At 52.0% G+C, this 22,659-nt stretch carries 18 protein-coding genes; 6 read left to right on the top strand and 12 right to left on the bottom strand.

Translation table 11 applies throughout. The features are described 5' to 3' along the window. Positions 1-5 precede the first annotated feature (5 nt). A complete protein-coding gene (locus tag IFT44_RS20400) occupies positions 6-785 on the top strand; it encodes a cyclase family protein (protein ID WP_192047609.1) in 780 nt (259 codons plus the stop codon). A 45-nt stretch (positions 786-830) separates the two neighbouring features. On the opposite strand, the gene IFT44_RS20395 is transcribed toward IFT44_RS20400, so the two are convergent. Next, the gene (locus IFT44_RS20395; protein ID WP_192056627.1) at positions 831-1,898 is read right to left on the bottom strand and encodes a porin; all 1,068 of its coding nucleotides are present in this window, start codon (positions 1,896-1,898) and stop codon (positions 831-833) included. 375 nt (positions 1,899-2,273) lie between these two features. Between IFT44_RS20395 and IFT44_RS20390 the strand changes: the two genes are divergently transcribed. Both IFT44_RS20390 and IFT44_RS20385 read left to right on the top strand, forming a co-directional pair. Next, a complete protein-coding gene (locus tag IFT44_RS20390; protein ID WP_192056629.1) occupies positions 2,274-3,275 on the top strand; it encodes an AraC family transcriptional regulator in 1,002 nt (333 codons plus the stop codon). A 156-nt stretch (positions 3,276-3,431) separates the two neighbouring features. Next, a complete protein-coding gene (locus tag IFT44_RS20385) occupies positions 3,432-4,832 on the top strand; it encodes a purine-cytosine permease family protein (RefSeq protein WP_192056631.1) in 1,401 nt (466 codons plus the stop codon). A gap of 45 nt (positions 4,833-4,877) precedes the next feature. Here IFT44_RS20385 and IFT44_RS20380 read toward each other — a convergent pair whose 3' ends face one another. Then, positions 4,878-6,116, bottom strand: coding sequence for an OprD family porin (locus IFT44_RS20380; RefSeq protein WP_192047899.1), 1,239 nt, complete (start codon positions 6,114-6,116; stop codon positions 4,878-4,880). A 325-nt stretch (positions 6,117-6,441) separates the two neighbouring features. On the opposite strand from IFT44_RS20380, the gene IFT44_RS20375 reads away from it, so the two are divergent. The 3 genes from IFT44_RS20375 (at position 6,442) to IFT44_RS20365 (ending at position 9,712) form a co-directional block, all read left to right on the top strand. Further along, positions 6,442-7,230, top strand: coding sequence for a cyclase family protein (locus IFT44_RS20375; protein ID WP_192047605.1), 789 nt, complete (start codon positions 6,442-6,444; stop codon positions 7,228-7,230). A gap of 4 nt (positions 7,231-7,234) precedes the next feature. Continuing rightward, positions 7,235-8,842, top strand: a complete 1,608-nt coding sequence (locus IFT44_RS20370) for a phytoene desaturase family protein (RefSeq protein ID WP_192047604.1) — start codon at positions 7,235-7,237, stop codon at positions 8,840-8,842. 252 nt (positions 8,843-9,094) lie between these two features. Further along, a complete protein-coding gene (locus IFT44_RS20365; protein ID WP_192056632.1) occupies positions 9,095-9,712 on the top strand; it encodes a flavin reductase family protein in 618 nt (205 codons plus the stop codon). Between the two features lie 22 nt (positions 9,713-9,734). On the opposite strand, the gene IFT44_RS20360 is transcribed toward IFT44_RS20365, so the two are convergent. The 10 genes from IFT44_RS20360 to IFT44_RS20315 all read right to left on the bottom strand — a co-directional run bounded on the left by IFT44_RS20360 (position 9,735) and on the right by IFT44_RS20315 (position 22,146). Then, a complete protein-coding gene (locus tag IFT44_RS20360) occupies positions 9,735-10,178 on the bottom strand; it encodes a MarR family winged helix-turn-helix transcriptional regulator (protein WP_192047602.1) in 444 nt (147 codons plus the stop codon). Positions 10,179-10,258: 80 nt separating this feature from the next. After that, positions 10,259-11,017, bottom strand: coding sequence for a maleate cis-trans isomerase family protein (locus tag IFT44_RS20355; RefSeq protein WP_274603751.1), 759 nt, complete (start codon positions 11,015-11,017; stop codon positions 10,259-10,261). Beyond that, a complete protein-coding gene (locus IFT44_RS20350; protein WP_192047601.1) occupies positions 11,014-12,039 on the bottom strand; it encodes a carbon-nitrogen hydrolase family protein in 1,026 nt (341 codons plus the stop codon). Before IFT44_RS20350 ends, IFT44_RS20355 begins: the two co-directional genes overlap by 4 nt. Before the next feature lie 23 nt (positions 12,040-12,062). After that, complete coding sequence (locus IFT44_RS20345) at positions 12,063-13,007, bottom strand: fumarylacetoacetate hydrolase family protein (protein WP_192047600.1); 945 nt, start codon at positions 13,005-13,007, stop codon at positions 12,063-12,065. Positions 13,008-13,043: 36 nt separating this feature from the next. Beyond that, complete coding sequence (locus IFT44_RS20340; RefSeq protein ID WP_192047599.1) at positions 13,044-14,168, bottom strand: cupin domain-containing protein; 1,125 nt, start codon at positions 14,166-14,168, stop codon at positions 13,044-13,046. 34 nt (positions 14,169-14,202) lie between these two features. Further along, positions 14,203-16,524, bottom strand: a complete 2,322-nt coding sequence (locus IFT44_RS20335) for a bifunctional salicylyl-CoA 5-hydroxylase/oxidoreductase (RefSeq protein ID WP_192056634.1) — start codon at positions 16,522-16,524, stop codon at positions 14,203-14,205. A 14-nt stretch (positions 16,525-16,538) separates the two neighbouring features. After that, the gene (locus IFT44_RS20330; protein ID WP_192047597.1) at positions 16,539-16,967 is read right to left on the bottom strand and encodes an acyl-CoA thioesterase; all 429 of its coding nucleotides are present in this window, start codon (positions 16,965-16,967) and stop codon (positions 16,539-16,541) included. A gap of 5 nt (positions 16,968-16,972) precedes the next feature. Continuing rightward, complete coding sequence (locus IFT44_RS20325; protein WP_192047596.1) at positions 16,973-18,490, bottom strand: indolepyruvate oxidoreductase subunit beta family protein; 1,518 nt, start codon at positions 18,488-18,490, stop codon at positions 16,973-16,975. A 51-nt stretch (positions 18,491-18,541) separates the two neighbouring features. Beyond that, entirely contained in the window at positions 18,542-19,861 is a 1,320-nt protein-coding gene (locus IFT44_RS20320; RefSeq protein WP_192047595.1) for an MFS transporter, read from the bottom strand. Next, complete coding sequence (locus IFT44_RS20315) at positions 19,858-22,146, bottom strand: thiamine pyrophosphate-dependent enzyme (protein WP_192047594.1); 2,289 nt, start codon at positions 22,144-22,146, stop codon at positions 19,858-19,860. Before IFT44_RS20315 ends, IFT44_RS20320 begins: the two co-directional genes overlap by 4 nt. Between the last annotated feature and the right edge of the window lie 513 nt (positions 22,147-22,659).

The following is a 22,659-nucleotide window of genomic DNA, read 5'->3' as shown; positions in this document are numbered from 1 at the left end:
CAATTATGTCAAGCGTTCGCCAATTGGCCGAAGATCTATTAAATAGCAAAATTGAAATTGTTGATCTGTCACACACATTAAAGTCTGAGTTCCCGACCCTTACACTTCCTCCGCAATTTGGTCAGACATGGGCGTTCAAAAAAGAGGAAATTTCGCGCTACGATGAGCGCGGGCCAGGTTGGTACTGGAATAACTTTTCCTGCGGCGAACACACCGGAACTCATTTTGATGCGCCTATCCACTGGTACACAGGGGCCGATGCTCCAGAAAACTCAGTTGACCGTATTGACCCAAAGCGATTTATGGCTCCGGCTGTGGTAGTAGATGCTTCTCACGAAGTGACTAAGAACCATGACTGGATTCTCGAGCCCGAATTCATACTTGAATGGGAAAACGCACACGGTAGGATCACCTCTGGATCATGGTTCCTTTTTAGAACGGGCTGGTCGGAGAAAATCGATAACCCTCTCGAATTCGCGAACTTAATCGACGGCTCGCCGCACACCCCTGGCCCTAGCCAGCGCACGGTGGAATGGTTGATCGAAGAGCGTAATATCGTCGGCTTCGGCGTCGAGACCATTAACATCGACGCAGGGCAATCCGGTAGCTGGGAAGTCCCATACCCTTGCCACAACCGGATGCTAGGCGACGGTCGATTCGGTCTGCAATGCCTGAACAATCTGGAGAAGCTGCCACCAACGGGGGCTGTCATCGTCTCGGCACCCTTAAAAATCGAGGATGGCTCAGGTAGCCCGCTACGTGTATTGGCCATCTTCGACCGATAGTGAGTCTAATCCCCAACGCCTCATTCTAGGCGTTGGGGGCGGCCCTTACTCGTAGTAAAAACGTAGCCCGACTTGAAGAACGCTCTGTTCTCTCGCATCGGAAACACCATAAGCGCCAGAGATGTACGCATTCTGCCCAGTGCCCCCGGTGACCTGATAGACACCCGATACATAGCCCAGTAAATATCGATTCAGGTTATAGAAATAGGTAATACCCATCTGGTTCGCGCTTGAATCCCCAAGTTTGGCATTACCATCCATGTAAGCGTAGTTCGCGTATACGCCTGATTTATCATCGAATGGAACCAATAGGCCAAGCAGATAAGAATCAATCCCTGCGTCGCTATAGGTGTTGTTTGTCTTGGTGTATAACCCATCTAAAACAACATTTCCGAACTCATAAGCAAAACCGGCGCCGTAGTTCTCGATACCGTCTTTTCCGTCATTAATAGATTTATGCTCGGCGTTGGCGTAAGCCGCTGTCAATCTTAAAGGCCCTTTAGAATACGCAGCACTGTAACTTGTCGTGCGGCCGAAATTGTTGGAGCTATCTTTGTCGCCCTCTGCATACATGGCGCCTAACACCACACCATTGAAACTAGGGGTTTTATATTTTATAGCGTTACCCGTTGGGAAGCCGCCTGCAATCCGGTTGTAGTCGATAGAACCGAAAGGTAGCCCTAAATTGAAAGGCCCGGCGTGAACTTGAAAAAGAGAAACATAACCCAGGTTTTTACCCCAGCGCTCTGCGGAAAGCGTTTCAAACATAAAATCCCACTGCTTACCGACAAAGACATCCCCATAAGGTGTCTTTACCCCACCATACGCCTGCCTACTGAAAATGCCATGACCGGTGATACGCAAGTCCTGCAGCGAGTAGCCGGACTCAAGTTTGAAAACTCCCTTATAGCCATCGGCGATGCTGCCCTCCCCCTTGAGTCCGAAGAAATTCGGCGAAAGCCGTCCCTCCTGATAATGGTACTCCTGCTCTCCTCCAATGTTATTATGGGTATTCCAACCCACGTCAGTCAGTATATATGGCTTAAGGAAATCCTCAGCACCAGCAATTACCGGTAAGCAAAGGAGGGAAGCCAAAGCAATAGCGCTCTTCATCATCAGCCTCTTTGTATTTATGAGTTACGGCAGATTTGAGTAGGTGTTTCGAAAAGGTGGTCTATGCCACCGTTTGCCGTTCCAATTCTGTGAGCGCTTCGTACTCGACGACTATCCAAAACAGATAAATTTTTTATCCGCTTCGTGGCCTAAGTTTGCAGTTCAGTTGAGAACTGTACGACTTTCATTAAGCTCATCCGCCGACAGCAACCAAAATAAACAGAGCAATATGGACGAAACGCGTTTTGCATATACATTTTACGCAAAGAATATCCACCTAGTGCAATAATTTTTGTTTAGAACCTCGCCCTGCTTGTAAAGTTTAACCGATCAATAGTCAATTGCGAACAAACATCAAAAGCAGCGAGCCTGATCATGAGAGCATTCAACGGCGTACCGCAGCTGGATATTGATATCTTTAGGAACGACGAGTCGGGCGCTCACGCTTGGATGACGAGTATTTGCGGCCCACATGATTTGAACGTCGCCCGACCTGGCCACGTTGACTTTCGACATGTGGGACGCGTGCTCAATACAGCTACCATTGGCTACATAGAGTATGGGACGGATGCCCAGATCGACGTGTATGAACTATCAAACTTCGATAATTTTTGCATCAGCCTGCCGATTGTAGGCTCACAGGAATTGATACTCCAAGGAAAAAGCATTCTCTCTGATCAAAATACCGGATGTATCATCGCTCCATTTCAGGCTCAGCGTCTTTCAATGGACAAGCCTTGCAAAAAAATCCAGCTTACCCTTCCATCAGCGCTCTTACACGAAAAGCTTGAACATCTCCTAAGACGCCGAGTAGCCAGCCGCCTTGAATTCTCACCCTCAATTGATGCGGCGAGCGGAGCATCGGGAAACTGGTGGGGACTTATCAAGTACTACCTTGACGAAAGCCCACTTGGTTTGAGTGCATTTGGAAAAATGCATCTAGCTGCTGAAATCGAGTCAATTATTGTAAAGAGCCTCTTATTCAGTCAGCCCAGCAACTACACCGACGAACTCACAGAGACAAGTGAAAAAACAATACCTCCACATATAAAAAAGGCGAGATGCTTCATAGAGCTTAATGCAAAGTACGAGCTCTCACTAGAGGACATAGAAACAGCTGCGGGAGTCTCACGCTACAAGCTATTGAATGACTTCAGGAAGTGCCTAAACACATCGCCCATGGCCTATTTGAAAAAATACAGACTTATGAAAATAAGGGAGGCACTACTTAGTGATCGATGTTCCACAAACGTTTCGACAGTCGCAATGAACTGGGGCTGCTCGCACCTCGGAAGATTTTCAACGGAGTACCGAGCCCTATTTGGAGAAAGCCCGAGCGTAACCTCACGCCGCTTCGACTCTAAAGCACATGAATAAAACATAATCAAGCGGTACCTTTTCGCAAGAACTGGATAGATCTTGCTCCTTATCTGGATTGGATTTTAGAGCATCCTGAGCGAACTTGTAGTTTCCGACAGGGCGTCAGTAACAGCTATTGATGAACACCGTTTGCCAACAATAACCGGAGAGCATATGGCCACCTTCAGCAAGTCAACAGACGATCACTCATTAGAGTCTGTGCCTCACAGTGAACGCCAGAACTGGCTTCAGTTAACCTGGAATACCACCGGAATCGTCACGACTCTCATCCAAATATTTCTCGGTGCACTGGTGACATTTGTTGCCGGCATCTGGATTGGTATAATTGCAGGCCTAGTAGTAACCGTGGTAGGCGCACTCTTGGGGTGGGGAGTTGGACATGTTGCCTACAAGACAGGGCTTGCCAGCTCTATGCTATCGCGTCAACACGGTTTTGGCCGAAAAGGTTCTGCATTGGTAGCGCTTACGTTCGGCTTTATGATAATTGGGTTCATCGCGCTTGAAAACGCCTTGCTTTACAAAGGTTTATTATTCTGGCTTGGCCTTGAAGATACCTTACTGCTGCAGGTAGCAGTTTATGGCGGGATGTCGGTTGTATGGATCCTACTTACAGCCTTTGGTTTCCAAGTGGTAGCTCGGTTTTCGTCCATCACGCTGGTTGCATTTCTAGCGCTACTGGTCTACATGATGTTCGACGTAATCCATTCGTCAGGTCAGAGCTGGGAAACAGTGTTGTCCTTCGGGGCGCAATTTCCTCCTGAGGCCTTGGCAGCTATGGGTGCGGACACCGATATGGGCAAATTCGTCTTCTGCATTAATGTGCTGATCGGCTCAGCAGGTGCTTTGGCACTTATTGATGGCGACCTGGGTCGATATGCAAAGTCCAGCAAGGACATTTTGGTCGCGGCCATTTTTGGCAACGTGTTCATGGACATCGTGATGCTCATTTTTGGAGCGGTCATTATGTATGCCGGTACAGAACGACTGGTAGAATACTATGTGGCCCGAGGCATGAACCACGAGACGGCATTGCAGGCGGTACTTCAAAGCCCGGACAGCGTTGCCGCTGCGTTTGTCATTTTTGCTGGTAGCCTTGGTGCGGTCATGCTTTTTCTTGCCCAGGGTAAAGCTCAGGTGCTCAACACGTACAGCGCTTCGTTGTCTCTTACAGGATTGGCAGACGTAGCGTTCGGATGGCGCCCTGGTCGCATCTTATTTGTCATCCTAGCCAATGTGCTGGCGTGCGTTATGTTGGCGGGATCTATCCTGGAGTGGGTCAACAGTTTCATCACCATCCTAGGAGTACTCACAACCTGTTTCGCCGGCATCATCATAGCGGACTATCTTATCGTGGCCCGCCTCGGATCGAATCGTTCAACACCCGAAGTAAACTGGGCTGGTGTAGTAACGGTTGGCATTGGCTTCGTACTGGCTCACTACGTACTCAAAGCATGGGTTCCCATTGAATTCGCTACATCATTGATAGCATCCTTCGTTCTTTATCCAACGCTTCGATTAGTTAGTCGAAAAAAATCACTTGCAGCGGCAACCTGATAATCAAACAAAGGCCAGCACGCTGGCCTTTTTTTCTTCATTCGATCACCAAAATTTCCATGTATAGGTAGTCGCTAGCCTATTTTCATCAAAGTCAGAGCCATATCGGCTTTTGATCTGGATGTTCCTCATCTCAAACCCCAACCCCTTAAGAGCTCCTCGTTGTACAACATAGCTCACTACAAAGTTTCGCTCGCTTTCCAACCCGCGTGACAAATCTTCTCCGCGATCAATTTCGGTACCTCGCATATATCGGGTCATAAATTTCAGCCCGGGAATCCCAGATTTCGTAAAATCATAATCATAGCGAGCCTGCCACGAACGCTCTTCTGCTTGGTAGAATGCAATCGTCGACCAGTTCACCAAATGAAGCTGTGGCGCATAGCCGAGAAGGGGGAAAGGATCCGACCCATCCATCTCTTGATAGGCGATGGTGAACGCATGCCCGCTCTTGCGTAAGGACGTCATCAAACCCAGCGATTTGTTGTCGTAGTCTCCATTCAATTGCTGGCCATCACCCGTATTTTTGTAATACCTGACGTCGTTCTTCAACGAGTAACCATCACCAAGGTCTGCGATGTACGTCAGCCCTAGATAGTTCTGGTTGTAGATATCCTCCAGCTGCGCGTAGAAATAGCTGACACTGAGCGCAGGGCTAAACGTGTACGTACCGCCGGCGAAATTCAAACCGTCACTGCCCCGATCAGGGGTTCCCAAAAGGTAGAGTTTTTCACGGTTAGAGGATTCTCGGGATGCGAACGTCCAGAAACGTCCAGCATTCAAGGTCAATCCATCCCACTCTTTGGACTCCACGGTCGCGCCCTGGTAGGTCGTCACGAGTTGGCGTGAATCGTCCAGATACGCGACAGGCAGCGTCGGTCGATGCTCGCCAATCTTGACCTCTGTCTTAGAGGCTCGCAGCTTAACGGCTGCGCCCGACCGCCCGTATTCTTTTGCCTGCTCTTTACGACTCCGGTCGTACGGGATGATGGAGTCCGGGCCTCTTCCTCCGCCTCCGTCGAGGCGGTAAGCAAACTGACTGGAGGTTTCCAGCGCAAACTGCACCGGCCCGGAGGTGTAGCCTGATTTGAACTGAAGGTCGAACCCTTGGCTCCAATTACCAACCCTGGACTTTGGTGCATCCGATTTTTTAAAATCACGGTCGAAATAAAAATTTCTCAACCCCAGGCTCAAGCTCGACTCTTCAAAAAAATCTGCTTGCGCCTGACAGGCGATAAGTCCAACAGAAATGCCAATCAACGGAAAACGTTTACTCGCACACATTTTTCGACCTCTGGTTCTTGTTTTTCGATACTTTGAAATCGGGATGGGAACGGAGACACCTGAAAGCCGTGGATTCATTTTCCACATTGCAAAAAACACGAATCGCGACAACTTAGAACGCTTGCACCCAGGATTTTAAAGTGCGAAGGCAGCACAGGGCAGCCCGCGCATCGCGACAAAAAGCAATAACAAAAAAAACATGCAATTTCAGGATAGTTAACGCGCTAATTGGATATCAGCATTGTTCCACGAAAGGCGACTATTGCTTGATGGTCAGGCGCGACTCGCTTTAAGCGACCTACCCAAACACAGGAGCCAAAAAATCATGAATACCGGCAAAACCACGCTCGCCACACTGGCAGAAAAACTCGCTACCGGTCAGCTAAAGATCATCGATCTCACCCATACCCTTTCGCCCGATTTTCCAGCGCTGCAACTGCCCTCTCAGTTCGGGCAAGTTCAGCCGTTTAAAATTGAGCGCATTTCGATGTATGACGAAGCGGGCCCAGCGTGGTACTGGAACAACTTCACCTGCGGCGAGCACACCGGCACGCACTTCGATGCCCCTGCGCATTGGATCTCAGGCCGTGAACACCCGGCTAATACGGTGGATCTGATCCCACCCTCCAATTTCATCGCACCTGCCGTCGTGATTGATGCGAGTCCGCAGGTTGCGGCTCATGAAGACTGGGTTCTCACCGTTGAGTTTCTTAAAAGCTGGGAAGCCGAGTACGGTCGCATCCCCAAAGGTGCCTGGGTTTTCCTACGCACGGACTGGTCGAAGCGGCTTCCTGACGCACAGGCGTACCTGAATATCCGTGAAGACGGTGCTCATACACCAGGCCCTTCGCAAGAGGCCATCGAGTGGCTGATTGATAAGCGTGATGTTCATGGCTTTGGCGTGGAAACTATCAACACCGATGCGGGCCAGTCGTATTCGTGGCCTATTCCTTATCCTTGTCATACGCTGATGCATGGGGCCAACAAATACGGCCTGCAGTGCTTGAACAATCTTGATCAGCTCCCCCCGGTTGGCGCACTCATCTTCTCTGCCCCTCTAAAGATCCAAGCTGGATCTGGCAGCCCGCTTCGCGTTCTAGCCTTGGTGGAGTAACGAGATGACCGTTCCAAACAGCTCCCAGATCCTCTTTGTGGGAAGCGGAATCAACTCCATGATAGGAGCTGCTCTGCTTGCCGTCCGTGGAAAGCAAGTGACGGTGCTGGAGCGCAATGACCGTTTAGGTGGTTGCATACGGACTGAAGAACTGTTCCCTGGCTTCACTCACGAAGTCCTCTCCTCGTGGCACTCTCTGCTCGCCGGCAGCCCAGCCTACGCAGAGTTAGAGCCCGAGCTCCGTAAGCGCGGGGTCGAGCTACTGTCCAGCAAATACTCAACTGGATGGGTTCATCCAAATGGCGAAGGGATCGCGCTGACGCGAGACTTGGACGACGCATGTGCGCGTTTGGAAAAGGTCGCTCCGGGTGATGGAATGGCGTTCAAAAAAACCGTATCTCAAGTCATGGGGGATGATGCCGGCCTTATCTTTACACTACTTGGTAAAGATCCGTATGGATTAAGCATGCTCCGCCCTCTCTTCCAAGCGTGGCGTAAACGTGGCGTGGATGGATTGTTGACCTTTGCTACCGAGTCTTTAGAAAATTTTCGTCGTTGGTCTGAACGCACGTTCACCTCCAATGAAGTACGTACCCTAATCGCACCTTGGACGCTGCACTCCGGGTTAGGCCCTGACGATGCTTGTTCCGCTCTCATCGGTAAGCTGACGTTCGCTTCGGTGGTTACTGCAGGAATGCCTGTGATCAAAGGTGGTGGCAGCCGTTTGGTTGACGCCTTGGCAAGTATCATCGAAGACAAGGGTGGTGCCGTACGAACCGATAGCGATGTGGTACAGGTGAACACCGAAGGTCAAGGTGCAAAAGAACGCGCAACCGGCGTCATGCTTTCCGACGGATCGAGGTTCCTAGCCTCAGAGGCTGTAGTTTGCAATGTGACCCCCGAAATGCTGTATGGCAAGCTCATCCAATACAGTCCTAAAGCTGTACGCGATCATGCCAATGGGTACCGCTATGGGCGTGGTTGCATGCAGATCCATTTCGCGCTGAGCGCAAAGCCTGGTTGGCTTACCGAGGAGCTGGGCGAAGTACCTCTAGTACACTTGACGGAAAGCATGGAACAGACCTGCCTGTCCGTTACTGAGGCAAACAATGGAATGCTTCCATCGAAACCCACGTTGGGTATTGGGCAGCCTGTAGTGGTTGATAAATCGCGTGCACCAGATGGTTCGTGGATTCTATGGATTCAAATGCAAGAGCTGCCCACTACTCTTAAAGGTGATGCTGCTGGCGAAATTGCTACACCCAAAGATGGCAAGTGGAACGAACAAGTGAGAGAGGCCTTCGCCGACCGCGCGCAGAAGCGTCTTGAGCAAGTAATGCCCGGGCTCTCTTCAATCATCGTAGGCAGGAAGACCTACTCCCCTGCTGACCTTGAAAGACTTAACTGCAACCTTGTTGGTGGTGACCCTTACTCAGGCATCTGTTCGCCCGATCAGTTCTTCTGGCTGCGTCCGTTTGCTGCAACCCATGGCGCAAGGAGCAACAGAACTACGATCAAAAATGTCTATCACATCGGAGCTACTACGCATCCTGGGCCTGGATTAGGAGCAGGCTCAGGCATTCTTGTGGCTGACAAGCTTTCACGTCGCTGAATACCTCCTATTTGAAATCAGGGAGGGGGCGCGAGCCATCTCCTCGACTGCTAATGGTTCAGTAACATTTTCTCGCTGCAGAAAAGCTCTTCTATGTCTCCAGTCACCGTGAGCATCAAGACATGCCCTGTAAGTTGATAAGCACGTGGTATCGTGCTTTCACCATCCACTTTCTGCATGAATTTCCTCTCCACTCGTGCGCGGCCTCTCTGCCTGCGCTAAGTTTACGCTTCACTCCAGTGAGAGAAAAACATGGCCTCCTCTACCTATAGCTATTCAGTCGCCGATGGACATGGCCTTCCTCATGATCCGCTACCGGCTATCCTCGGCCCTCGGCCGATTGGTTGGATCTCGACAGTCAATCAGCATGGCCGCGCAAACCTCGCGCCTTATAGCTTTTTTAATATCATCAATTACCGCCCACCGATCCTGATATTCTCCAGCGTCGGAAAAAAAGATAGCGTACGCAATGCGCAGGATACAGGCCATTTCGTTTACAACCTGGCCACCCGCCCGCTGGCCGAGTTGGTAAACGACAGTAGCACTGAAATCCCAGGTATTGATGAGTTCGAAGCGACCGGCTTGACCCCAGTGCCTTCGATCCATGTGGCATCGCCCCGTGTGGCTGAAAGTCCCGTTTCGCTGGAATGTGAGGTTACCTCTGTTCAGCAGCTTAGCGGTCTGAACGGTAGGTTACTGGACACTTGGATGGTAATGGGAGAGGTCGTGGGGGTTCACATCAATTCGGCATTTCTGAAGGATGGGGTTTACGATACTGCGTCTGCTCGCCCTATCCTGCGAGGTGGGGGGCCTACAGACTACTTTGAGATTTTAAAGTCTGGCCTCTTTCATATGACCAGGCCTAAGTGAAACGCCCTTGCAAAAGGGCGTTTTACATCTTCGGCTGATGACGCGCAATCAGCTCATGCAGAACTTCTTTCAGCGCGGAAATTTTCTCATCCTCGAAAGAAGCTAAGATTTCAACCTCGTGCTTTTCAGCCAGCTCAATCAATCCGGCCACAAGGCGCCGCCCCGCGCGTGTTACTCGTACCAGGGTAAAACGGCGATCATCGAGGCTGGTTGACCGATCGACATAGCCTTGCGCCTCAAGACGCAGCAGCAGTCGAGTTACGGTGGGCTGTTTGCTCACCGTCACCTGCGCCAGAGCGGAAATGGACATAGCCCCATGGCTGGCTAAGGTAGATAGCACACGCCATTCGAGTACAGAGAGCCCGTGCTCCTCCACGACGGCATGAAATTGCGTAGAAACCAGATGCCATGCCTGACCGAGGAGCGCGGGAAGGTAGTTATCGACGAAATCCTTGGTTTTGGTCATGCAAAAGATGGCCTGTAGCACAAAGTGATTCCGTTGATTCTAGCGTTTACGAATGAGCGAGGAAAACCCTGTTCGCGACATCAGTACCGCCCTGACAACAGCGAACCGAAACCAGGCACCGTCGTATCAAGGCTCAATTGCTTGAGCATCATGTAGGTGGTAGCCACAGATGACGACAGCACTGGCAAGCCCACCCGATCCTCGATCGCCTGGATCGATTGAAGCGACGGCATTTGCACGCAGGCCGACGCCACGATAGCGTCCACACCCGTAGTTTTAAGCTTCTTGGTGATCTCGATTGGCGCTCGCGAGTCCTGACGACCCACCTCCAGATTGTCTGGGATTTCCAGCGAGATGCTATCGACGACCTCGATACCCTCGCTTTCGATGTATTCAATCACAAGACGTGTCAGAGGCTTCATGTATGGAGCCAGCAACGAGATCTTCTTGGCACCGATAGCATGCAACCCATCCACCAAAGCCCCCGCACTTGTCACGACAGGCGCGGGCCCACCGTTTTCGACCGTTCGCTGATGGAGCCGACTTTCGGAAACACGATGGTAACCGTTGCCCATGCTCATGATGGCCACCAAGCATGCATACCCGAGAACATCTACGCGGGCGTCGGAAAGCTCTAGCGCGCAACGGTCGCTGTCACCATCCATCGCTGCCAACTCCTCTTTGGTTACATTCTTCATTCGCATTCGACTGGAGTGGAACGTAAACCGCTCAGAAGCCAGAGTCTCACGTACTCTGAGAATGGCCGGGATTTCCGTCTCCATGGTTGTATTCGAGGATGGGACGATCTGGCCAATGCGATAAATCCGGCTATCACTCATGAGGCATTCTCCTGGATTTGTTCGGATGCACCATTAGACGTACTGAAGACTTCGGCGGGTTCATCATCAAAGCGCACAGCCTGCTGAGGACTGCGATTCACTTTCAGATCGAAGATATCGAAGCGGTTGTAATGCCCTGCGATGTCGTGCATCTGTCGGGGTTGAATACAACGAGACAAATCAATATCGGCATAGACGATGCCCTCTTCGTCGATTAATGGTTCGCCGATAACACGCCCATCAGGGCCAAGAAAACCAGAGAACGCGCTGTTCTTGCGCGTTAGTAGCTCTCTAGCCCGAGGAAAGTCTTTCTCTAGGGCTTCGATGATCTCTTCAGAGACGGTCGAACATGATACCGCCGTGAACAACTTGCCCTCGAAGCAATGGGCTGCAGCGCGAACCTTGATAGCGTCGGCCATATCGTAGTCTGATGGAGCTACCGGTAGAGAAATGTAGCTTGCGACATGGATTAATTCTCCCTGGGCGATCAATGAAAAGCGCGCCAAGGTGTTGGTGTTTTCACCACAAGCGAGAGATCCCAGCGGGCCGACACTTGTTTCGTGAACTCGTAAGGCGGAAGCATCACCCGGAGCCCAGGTCAGCTTCTCCGCCCAAGTCGGCACCAGTTTGCGATGACGACCCAAAATCTTACCATCCTCACTGATGGTCACCAGGGTGTTGTACAGCGTGCCTATGCCATTACGGTTGCGCTCGTTCACGCCAATGACCACGTTAATCTTGTGGCGCGCCGCAGCTTGAGCAATCTTGTTGATTTCCGGGCCAGGAATTTCGATGGCCGAACGTACAAGTCGCTCAAACCAAGAGCTACCTTCGATTGGGTTACCGATCCAGCTCCAGTAGGGATATCCGGAGATGAACACCTCAGGAAAAGCAACAAGCTTAGCGCCGTTTCCTGCTGCTTCTTGGATCAGCGAAATGGTTTTCTCCACCGTCGCATCGGTATTCAAGAAGACGGGGGAAGTCTGAACAGCCGCCGCTTTAAAGCGAGGTAATTCGAGCATGAAATAGTTCCTTTTAGAGAGTCTTATGCCTGCTGCTTACCCAAACGAGGCTCGTCACCCACTGCTACTATTGGGTTCCTGAGCTCACCGATCTTCTCGACGTAGGCTTCAACAACGTCACCAGGCCACAACCACTCTTGAGGCGTACGGCCAGCCCCAACGCCTGCTGGGGTGCCGCTGGCGATGATGTCGCCTGGCTCCAGCGTGATGCCGGCGCTGATGTCAGCAATGAGGGTGGGGATGTTGAACAGCAAATGACGGGTATTGGACTCCTGTTTGATGACGCCATTGACCTTAAGGCTGAGATTCAGATTATGTGGATCTGGGAGCTCGTCAGCAGTGACGATGATTGGCCCGAAGGGAGCATAGGTATCTTGGCCTTTGGAGTAAATCCACTGCCCAGCACGACGGTTATCGCGTGCACTGATGTCGTTGATGACGCTATAGCCGAACACGTAACTCAACGCTTCGGATCCACTCACACCTTTAGCGCGCTGCCCAATGATCACCGCCAGCTCAACTTCCCAGTCCATCTGGCGAGTAATTGTTTCATTGTGCTCAATGGCATCGCCAGGGCCGATCACAGTGGTTGGTGGTTTTGAGAAAATAACTGGCTGCTTCGGAAGATCTTTGGATGTGTCCAAAGTGCGGCTTGACTCTTCTACATGCTCAACATAGTTCAGTCCGATACCAAAAATGTTTTTGCGAGGGCGCGGGATCGGCGCCAACATCTTCACATTGCTCGCTGGAACAGCGACGCCTAAAGGCCATTTGCCTTCAAAGCTCTTCAGTAAAGCGGTGGTAGCTGTGACTGCCTGCGGGCCCAGGTCGATGAAGTCAAGCATGTTGTCAGGAATGACGTTGCCCGAGTGTTTACCCAGAGCATTGAGATCGACGACAAGGCCGTCAACCATGGCCCCAAGGCGGGCAGCAGCGTTGACATTGCTACGGAAAGTTACCAAGCGCATAAGAACTCCAAATTCTTGTTTATTGTTTGCAGGGGTTTATTGGGCAGCGATGGGCTGATGACCATCGTTATCCGCAAGGGCCTCTTCGCGATAGAGCCCAAGTTTTTCCATTACGGGCAGGTCGCTGAAGCAGAACAGGCAGGTGTCATCGGTGCTTTCGTTGACGTGCTCATGCCATGCCCAGGAAGGAACACAGAAGATGTCTCGTTCTTGCCAGTCGAGGCGTTTACCGTTGATGATGGAGTAGCCCTTACCTTTGGCTACCTGATACAAAAAGCTGCCGGTATGCCGGTGTGCCTTACCAACAAAGCCTGGGCGAAGAAGCTGCATGCTCGCGCCGATGGTGGACAAAACATGCCCGCCACTAACGGGGTTGGTGTAGTGCATAAGCGCACCGTCAAAAGGGTTGTCTTCTTTGGCGGCCGCATAGCGGCGAAGCGCTTCGTAGGTAGGCTCCCACTGGTACTTAAACAGCGGGGAATAAGGCTTGTTCCAGCCAATGTCTTGGGGGCGAAGGCCAGCGGCGCCCCACAAACTCACAGAGTCATCGACAGGAAAACCCACCGCTTGCTGCAGATCAGGATGCACAGCGTAAAAGCCCGCTTCGAGGGCATTGACCAGCGGGATATCCAAGCCATCCTGCCAAATGCACGGCAGGCCATCAGACTCTACGCCGTGCTCATGCCAGGTACCATTTGGCGTCAGAACGAAGTCGTTCGCCCCGAGCGTCATTTTGTGTCCATCAACAATGGTGTATGCACCACGACCTTCCATGATGAAGCGCAGCGCAGAAGATGAGTGTGCGTGGGCAGAGGCCAGCTCGCCGGGGTGCATCACTTGCAGACCCGAGTACAACCAGCCTACCGCTGCTGAAACTTCCGTGCGCCCCGGATTATTCAAGTAAATAACGCGTCGGCCAGCTTTTTCTGGCGTGACCAGATCCACGGAACGTAGAACAACCTCCCGCAAATCCTTGTATCGCCATACAACCGGTACCGAATCGGATTTGGGCTGCCACGGCTCGATCTTGTTGGCGACAGTCCAGAGCGCGCCCACTTGCAGGTCATTAAGTTGGCGGTAGTAGGCAAGTAGCTCCGGCGTATCTTCAACGTCGGCGCGCCCAAGCTTGCTCTCGCGGTATTGATCATAGGACTTAGTCATCGTCTACTCCTCAGGACATCAATGTCTTTCAGGTCTACTTACGGGTATTGAAGCTGCGCTCGAGGGCATCCTTTCCCCAAAGATAGGCTGGGGGCCACTGGTCTGAATTCCATCCCAATCTAGCTACTTCACGAAGGAGCCAGGTCGGCTCCGCAAGGTACGGCCTGGAAATAGCGCACAAATCAGCACGACCGGAAGCGATGATCCCATTCACCTGGTCTGCATCGCTGATGGCACCTACGGCGATGGTCGGGATACCCGCCTCATTCCGCACCCTATCTGCGAATGGTGTCTGGAACATGCGCCCGTAGACTGGACGTTGATTAGCAACAACTTCACCGCTTGATACATCAATGACGTCCACACCTACTGCCTTTAAAGCGCGTGCGATATCGACGGCTTCATCAACCGTGGTACCACCTTCTGCCCAGTCGGTTGCAGAAATGCGAACTGAAAGCGGAAGATGCGCAGGCCAGGTGTTGCGAACAGCTGCGACAACCTCGAGCGGAAAGCGCATGCGATTCTCAAGCGAGCCTCCGTATTCGTCGGTACGTAGGTTGGTAAGAGGCGAAATGAAATTGGAAAGAAGGAAGCCATGCCCGGCCTGAATCTCTAACCAATCAAAACCGGCGCGCGTAGCGCGTTCCGCTGCCTGAGCAAAGGCCACTCGAATCTCGGCAAGATCAGCCTGAGTAGCAGCCTTGGGTGTCTGAGTGACGCTTTCGATATAAGGTATCGCGCTAGGAGCAATGAGAGGCCAGTTACCGTCTTTGAGAGGCTGATCAGGCTTTTCCCATCCTTTTTGGGTCGACCCTCGGCGCCCGCTGTGGCTGAGTTGAATGCCTACTTTGGACTGACTGCTATCATGCACGAAAGCTGTGATCCGTTTCCACGCGGCAACTTGGTCTTCATTCCACAACCCGGTGTCGCCCGTGCTCACCCGACCATTGGGGCTTATAGCGGTCGACTCGGCCATAACTAAGCCAGCGCCGCCAAGGGCCCGACTGCCAAGGTGCACCAGATGGAAATCACCGGCAACGCCTTCGGTAGCGCTATACAGCATGGTAGGCGAAACTACGACGCGATTTACCAACGTCAAATCGCGGATGGTGAAAGGCGTCAAAATAGGAGGACATGGCTTAACACCCTGCCCCACGTCGATACCGACGCGTTCTGCCAGCCAGGCTTCATAACCTCCTAGCCATTTCGAATCTCGCAATCGCAGGTTTTCATGCGAAATACGTTGTGAACGCGTCAGTAAGGAATAGGCGAACTGCTGAGGTTGCAACCCTTCATAGCGCGCCACGTTCTCGAACCACTCAGTGGAATTGCGAGCCGCGTTCTGGATCTTCAGAACTTCAATGCCACGCACCTCTTCGTAGTGGGCAAGGCGTTCACACAACTCACCGGGCTCCTTGAGGGTGTTACAAAGCTCAATCGCATCTTCAAGAGCAAGCTTAGTGCCGGAGCCAATGGAAAAGTGAGCGGTATGGGCTGCATCCCCCATAAGGACAACCGGAACGTCTTGGCCGTCCTGACCATATGGCTGAGTCCACTGAACCCAGCGGCTGCACATCACACGCGGGAAACGAATCCAAATCGCGGAACCACGCAGATGAGCTGCGTTAGAGATCAGCGGCTCACCCTGCAGCCACGGTGCGAAAATCTTCTCACAGTATGCGATACCTTCTTCCTGTGACATCTGGTCAATGCCAGCCGCCTGCCAAGCCTCGTCGGTTGTCTCGACAATGAATGTGCTGAGGCCATCTTCGAACTGGTAAGCATGGGCTTGGAACCATCCGTACTGAGTCTCAACGAAGATGAATGTAAAGGCATCAAAAACTTTGCGTGTACCTAACCATACAAAACGGCAGTTCCGTTGATCAATATCAGGCTTGAACGTATCCTTGTAACGGGTACGGGTTGGGCTATTAAGGCCGTCCGATGCGATCACCAGATCTGCCCCATATTTGCGGGCGATTTCTTGGTCGTCCTCTACGAACGTCTCGAACACCAATTCGACACCTACCTCCTCGCAACGCGCTTGGAGGATATTCAGGAGTTTTTTACGACCGATCCCGATGAACCCGTGACCTCCGCTACGCACCATTTCATTTTTGAAATGTATATCGATGTCGTCCCAACGGTTAAACGCGCTAGAAATGGTCTTGGCCGAGACAGGATCTGCTTCCCGAAGATTTTCCAAAGTAGCGTCAGAGAAAACTACCCCCCAACCAAAAGTGTCATAGGGGCGATTGCGCTCAATAATGACGACATGATTGTTAGGATCATGCAGCTTCATTAGCAGACCGAAATACAGGCCAGCTGGCCCACCGCCAATACATACGATTTTCACGATGCGATCCTCTTTTATTCTTGAATAGGTGATGAAACCAACGCCTGGCGTATCACGTCAGGAACTTCAATGGCTTTGTGGGTTACCAGCGAGGTAGTAACCAGAACCTGAGTGACACTGACGCGAACCTCACCATCAGGAGAAACGCATTGAAGTAGCAACGTGATGGACTTAGAACCCAGACGCAAAACCTCCAGAGTCAGGACGACTTGATCACCCATTTTACTAACGGATTTGAAGTCTGCTTCAATTCGAACCGAGGGCATTCCGAATTTTAGTTTACCAATATAACCAGCGAACCCGACTCCAGGAAGCAAGTCATCAACCCATGCTTCTAAGAGGTTATTGAACATGACGAAGTACTGGGGATAGAAAACGATACCAGCCGGATCACATTCAGCAAAACGAATCTTGTGCGACTTTTCAAACTTATTCGAAGCCATATAATTTATCCTTCAACAGTAAGCGCATGCTGCATGAGAGATTCTTTTAATTTCAATCCGTGTTCATCAGCGAGCGCTGCGTTTCTAAGCTCACGCAGCGTTGGTGCGCTAAGGACATTTTTGTGGCGATCTACAACTGCCATTAACACTTCGAAATTTTTGAGTCCACGACTGTGTGTATCGCTGTATCCCTTTACCAGGCGTTGGCATTGGACGACTTCCAACGCCACTACTGGATCAATCGCGGCGAGGTTTCTGACACGCTCTAGCCACGCTTCGATGCGGGCATCTTCCAACTCGTAGCGAAGAGTCGATCGTCGCCAGCGACGCCATTTGGCCAGTCCATGCAGCAGCAAGAATCCGCTCAAGGCACTCGTCTTCACAGTGCGGCCACTTTGAGTCATCCGTCCAACCAGACGGTTCACTATGTGCGGCTTCGCCAGCCAGCGTCCAAAACCTGCAGGTAGCGTTTCGCAGATCTCATCCAGCCTAGGGTGCATGTACTCCTGAATGTGCAGAACCTGGTCGGCCTTGCTGCGAACCTCTCCACGCACTCGGTCGAAACGGGTGCCACGGCTTTTCAAATCCGCAACACGGATCGTGTCTTCAAATGACATCCAAAGAGCTAGATGGCGAGCCAGTTCGCGAAGCATCCCGCGATCGGTACCGCCTGGTGCCTGAGCGATTCGTTCGAGGCGATCCATGTAGAGCGCGGCATAGGCTGGATCTTGGTAGTCGATTAGGCGCTTCACGCCTTCATAGGCGACCTCTGACACGTCTTCGGGCATAAGGCACACACGATCAATGATCGTGACCACATCCCGATGGAGACTGTCCGGCCTAGCCTGCTGCCAATTAGGAGCGACTTTGGTCGCAGTTGCGGCTTGGTCACTCGCACCCTCTCGTACCAAAGTAAAGCCGAGATCAAAAGCTTTGAGGCTTGGTTTGACACCTACCCCACCTAGTTCGATAGTTTCCTCAAATTGCTTACGGTTGAATGGCAGTACACCTGCACCGCTCAATGCTCCGAACAAAACCGCAGAGATAACGCTGCCCGTTTTCTCTGCCGCCTTTTCCATGTCGAAGCAAATGAACTCTCGAGCGGCACTCCGGGCCTGATCCAGAAGAGCAGGACTTGAAACACGACCATCCCCCATGGCAGATTTTTCAGCGATGGAGTAAACCCGGTGAGTGGATGTGATCAAGGTTGTACGGTCGGTAGTCACAAACCCCCTTTGTACAGCGCGACCTGCCTCCATCAGCTCTGACGCTAGAACGATATCGACGTCACCAGGGAGCGGAGCTTGCGCCAGTACAGGTACACGGCGACTTTCCACGTTCGCACCTGGAAAAAGCTCTACATAGTAGATAGTCGCCCCCGTCCGTTGAGCAACGCCAGGCACTGAAGTGGTTTGAGCGAAGTAGCCATTATGCTCGCCCAAATTAACGATCCAGTCGGCTAATACACCGCCCCCCTCACCACCCATGGCAAGAATGGCAATTTTGATTGGCTCATCAGTCATCGCGATTATCCCAGCAGTGTTTATTTTCTTTTATCAAACAAGATTGAATTGTCACTTGTGATTACCCGACCGTTGGGGAAGAAAAGCCACAGCAACGGCTGCTAACGCCGCAATCACAGCGAAAGTGATGAAGTTCCACTGAACATCCAGTCCACTTCCAGCCACATAACCACCCAATATCGGGCCGGACATGGCGCCCAATCGGGAAAAACTCAGCCCCCAACCGGTTGCAGCTGCACGGACATTAGATGGGTAGTAACTGGCAAGATGGCCAGTTAGGATCAAAGAGGCTGAGATGGTTCCAACTCCTGCTACAGCAACCAACGCATAGTTGATAAACATCGAGTGCTGCCACATAAGCGCGAAGATCGCTAAAGCACCCAGCAGATAAAAAACCGTCACCATGATTCGCACACCAAAACGATCCGCTGCTTTACCCAAGAACATTCCACCAATTGCAGAAGCGAGACTGAAAACAATTAGCAGACTTAGACTTGAGCCAAGGTCATAACCGTTGCGACGCATGATCGATGGCAGCCAAGTGTTGAGTGCATAGATCAAAAGAAGCCCGCAGAACAACGCCAACCAGAAACAAACGGTCGCTCTGAGATGACGCGCAGAGAAAACCTCAGCAAGTACCTGTCGCCATCCAGCACCGAGGTTTGAGCTTCGCTCCTGTCGCTGAGGCATCGAAACGCCAAGCTTTTTTGCCAGTTGCTCAGCTTGTTCCTGACGCCCGCGACTAACCAGGTTTTCAAGGGACTCTGGAAGCGCACGGGCCATTGGCAAGATCGCAATCAATGGAATGAGACCGAGCCCAACAACAGTTCTCCAACCGTGATCCTGTATCAGCCACATCGCCACAGATGCCGCTGTAAGTATGCCGATCGAGTATCCCGAGTACATGATTCCGTAGTTTAGGCTGCGTCGGTGCTGGGCCGAGTACTCGATAGTCAACGCTGCAGCTACAGGAATGACGCCACCTAAGCCCAACCCACCAATGAACCGGAAAGCGCCGAACCACTCTGGAGTCGGCGCCCAAGCCGCTCCGCCCATCGTGAGCGAGAAGAGCGTCACGCACATCAGCAGCATGCGTTTACGTCCGACCAGCTCGCTAAGCGTACCAATCAAGAAGGCACCAAAGAACATTCCAAGTAGCGCGTAGCTACTTAAAGCCCCCAACTCTAGCGGAGTCAGGTTCCAGGCCTTTTCTTCAGCCATAGACGGAAGAATGGCCCCCATGACGCCTACGTCGTAGCCTTCAAAAAGGATGGCGAGCCAGCACACGAATAGTACCCTTGCGGTTACCTTGGCTGGCGGATCTGCAGTCGTCGCGACGACTTCACCGCCTTTCGCGGCTGCGGTATTCATAGCGCATACCTCGCTCGACGTTTGGCTTCCCCGCGCTGAAACCAACCGATGATACCGCTAGTGATTTTCTGACCTAAACGATCCATCAAGGTAGGGTTGCTGACGATCTGAGCCCGATAGAACGATGGGCACAGCACAGCCGCATGAGCTACCTCCCCGCAGGTGCCACAACCCACACAGCTGTCCATGACCATTGCCACTGGATCTTGACGGAGCGGATCCGGGTTATCCCGGATAGAAAGTGAAGGACAACCAGACAAACGAATGCAGGAATGGTCGCCGGTACAAGTATCTGGATCGATACCGAAGCGTTCCCTGACTACACGCTTACCTTCACTCAACGCCTTACGAGTGATTTTTTTCTCGCGGCGCTGGAGGTTAAGCATGCACTCGCTTTGGGCAATGAGGACTTTTGGCCCAGGTTCAGTAGTCGTCAGCGCCTCACGAAGCGTTGCGGTCATCGCTTTAAGGTCATAGGTACGCTTGATAGTGCGCACCCACTTCACCCCGACCCCTCTAACCGCCTGCTCGATCTCATGACCCGTGCTACGGGTCGGATTATCCGCACGCGAGGAAAGCACATCCTGACCTCCGGTAGCCGAGCTGTAGTTGTTGTCGACGATAATGGTGAGGTTGTCACTCTTATTGAATACCGAGTTGGCGATTCCGCTAGTAAGACCGTTGTGCCAGAAACCGCCATCGCCCATCACCGCAATGGCGCGCTTCTTCGCAACAGCACTGCCAGGCGCTACCGTGAATGCAGCCGCAGCGGCGCCGCCCAAACCGTAACCCATGGTGGTATTGCCCAGGTTGAACGGGGGGAGAATTGAGAACAGGTGGCAGCCAATGTCAGCGCTATAGTGGTGAGGGCCAAGCTCGCGCTCGATCAGCTTGACTGCTGTGAAGATCGGACGTTCTGGACATCCTGTGCACAGCCCTGGGGGTCGGGCATGCACGGTCTCTTCCAGGGTAAGCAAATCTGCCTTTGCCGGGACGAAGGAACCAGTCATATCAGTGATAGCCAACTCCGCCAAAGGTATCCGCTCGCCTTTCCACTCGTCATTGGCAACGCTTTGCCCTTTCTCCTCCGCTCCAGTCAAAGGATCGAAGCGGATTGGCGCAGGCTGCTTCTTTACGATCTGAGCAGGGTCTTTAAGGAAACCAACGCTTGTCAGAAAGCTACGCAGCCCTTTGAGCACCGTCGCAGTGTTGTAGTCCCCAGCCAATGGCAAGACGTTTTTGCCATGGATCTCGGTATGAAGGCCACGCTGATGGAAGATCGCTGCGATGTTCTGTTCAACGAAATTGGGTTGCCCTTCCTCTACTACTAACACGGCCCGCTTATGCTGCGCGAATCGCTGCAGTTCATCGTCTACCAAAGGGTACGCAACGTTCATTACGTACAAAGGAATCTTGGAGTCGCCATAGGCATTCGCCAGCCCTAACTTCTGGAGGCTCCGTATAACGGTGTTATAGAGTCCGCCCTGCAAAGCGATACCAATATCTGCCGCGCCATCCGAGAAGAACTCGTTCAATTGCCTTTGTTTGATGAATTCAATAGCCGCAGGCCAACGCTTTTCGATCTTCTCCCGCTCATGCAGAAAGCTCGCCGGAGGTAGGACGATACGACTCAAGTCGCGAGTGGGATTTTCAAGTGCATCCTTTACAGTAAAGGCCGGTGGACGATTGTCAGAGGTAACAAACTGACCATGCAAGTGGCATGACCGAATGCGCATTTGCAGCATTACAGGAGTATTGCTCGCCTCTGAGAGTTCAAAACCATCCTTGACAGACTGAACGATGCTAGGGAGATTTGGGCGGGGATCTAATAGCCACATCTGTGACTTCATCGCAAATGCATGGCTACGCTCCTGCATGATCGAAGAGCCTTCGCCGTAATCTTCCCCAACAATAATTAACGCACCGCCCGTTACCCCACCTGAGGCGAGGTTCGCTAACGCGTCCGAAGCAACGTTGGTACCGACTGTAGCTTTGAACGTAATGGCACCACGTAGCGGGTAGTTGACCGATGCAGCGAGGGATGCTGCAGCGGTAGCCTCACTGGCACTGTTTTCGAAGCGGATACCATACTCTGCCAGGATATCCTGGGCATCTGAGAGTACGTCCATCAGATGAGAAATTGGAGAACCTTGGTAGCCACCAACGTAAGCGACTCCCGACTCTAATAGAGCCTTGGTAACTGCAAGGATGCCTTCGCCACTGAACACCTCACCAGCACCCATCCTCAGCGTTTTCACTTCTTCGACAAACGATCTTTCGGCCATCGTGCTTCCTCTCAGGTTCACCCTGTCAAGCGCGTTCTTATTAGCCGTTACTTTTCTCCCCGGAAGGGCACCTAGTCAATCCATGATTTATCATGCATTTTCACAAAAAGCATGGAGAGGATAGTTGCTGCACAGGATCGAAAAAACAACAGCAAGGTGCCCAAAAATAGCGCAGAGCGTGTGAATTCGGTGCACTGAATCTCCAGTAGATAGCTAATTTTCCTGAAACGGAATCCGGGCGGCGGCGATGCCTGCACGGGCATAAGGTGATATCACAGGATACTGAAAACCTAGGCATGGCCTATCATATGCTGAACCGCGCGGGATTTTTTCCTCCTAATGCGCGCTATACCAGGCACCTTTTTTGAATCAAAGCTGCAGGCCAGAGAGGCTCTACTCGAATGGCTCCTGAGTGAGCAACTGCAGAGGCGATATACGGTAGATTGATTTTTTCATGACCTCATGAGACTAATGGCCTACTAAGTGCATGATCAATCATACAACGCCGTCTAA

The organism is Pseudomonas sp. CFBP 13710, assembly GCF_014842235.1.
Classification (GTDB): domain Bacteria; phylum Pseudomonadota; class Gammaproteobacteria; order Pseudomonadales; family Pseudomonadaceae; genus Aquipseudomonas; species Aquipseudomonas baltica.
Note: the sequence above shows the minus strand (reverse complement) of the source record. Positions and strands in the feature narration are given on the sequence as shown.

Coding starts and splice junctions, on each gene's coding strand:
- IFT44_RS20400 (WP_192047609.1), top strand. CDS start 6: ATGTCAAGCGTTCGCCAATTGGCCGAAGATCTATTAAATAGCAAAATT.
- IFT44_RS20395 (WP_192056627.1), bottom strand. CDS start 1,898: ATGAAGAGCGCTATTGCTTTGGCTTCCCTCCTTTGCTTACCGGTAATT.
- IFT44_RS20390 (WP_192056629.1), top strand. CDS start 2,274: ATGAGAGCATTCAACGGCGTACCGCAGCTGGATATTGATATCTTTAGG.
- IFT44_RS20385 (WP_192056631.1), top strand. CDS start 3,432: ATGGCCACCTTCAGCAAGTCAACAGACGATCACTCATTAGAGTCTGTG.
- IFT44_RS20380 (WP_192047899.1), bottom strand. CDS start 6,116: ATGTGTGCGAGTAAACGTTTTCCGTTGATTGGCATTTCTGTTGGACTT.
- IFT44_RS20375 (WP_192047605.1), top strand. CDS start 6,442: ATGAATACCGGCAAAACCACGCTCGCCACACTGGCAGAAAAACTCGCT.
- IFT44_RS20370 (WP_192047604.1), top strand. CDS start 7,235: ATGACCGTTCCAAACAGCTCCCAGATCCTCTTTGTGGGAAGCGGAATC.
- IFT44_RS20365 (WP_192056632.1), top strand. CDS start 9,095: ATGGCCTCCTCTACCTATAGCTATTCAGTCGCCGATGGACATGGCCTT.
- IFT44_RS20360 (WP_192047602.1), bottom strand. CDS start 10,178: ATGACCAAAACCAAGGATTTCGTCGATAACTACCTTCCCGCGCTCCTC.
- IFT44_RS20355 (WP_274603751.1), bottom strand. CDS start 11,017: ATGAGTGATAGCCGGATTTATCGCATTGGCCAGATCGTCCCATCCTCG.
- IFT44_RS20350 (WP_192047601.1), bottom strand. CDS start 12,039: ATGCTCGAATTACCTCGCTTTAAAGCGGCGGCTGTTCAGACTTCCCCC.
- IFT44_RS20345 (WP_192047600.1), bottom strand. CDS start 13,007: ATGCGCTTGGTAACTTTCCGTAGCAATGTCAACGCTGCTGCCCGCCTT.
- IFT44_RS20340 (WP_192047599.1), bottom strand. CDS start 14,168: ATGACTAAGTCCTATGATCAATACCGCGAGAGCAAGCTTGGGCGCGCC.
- IFT44_RS20330 (WP_192047597.1), bottom strand. CDS start 16,967: ATGGCTTCGAATAAGTTTGAAAAGTCGCACAAGATTCGTTTTGCTGAA.
- IFT44_RS20325 (WP_192047596.1), bottom strand. CDS start 18,490: ATGACTGATGAGCCAATCAAAATTGCCATTCTTGCCATGGGTGGTGAG.
- IFT44_RS20320 (WP_192047595.1), bottom strand. CDS start 19,861: ATGAATACCGCAGCCGCGAAAGGCGGTGAAGTCGTCGCGACGACTGCA.
- IFT44_RS20315 (WP_192047594.1), bottom strand. CDS start 22,146: ATGGCCGAAAGATCGTTTGTCGAAGAAGTGAAAACGCTGAGGATGGGT.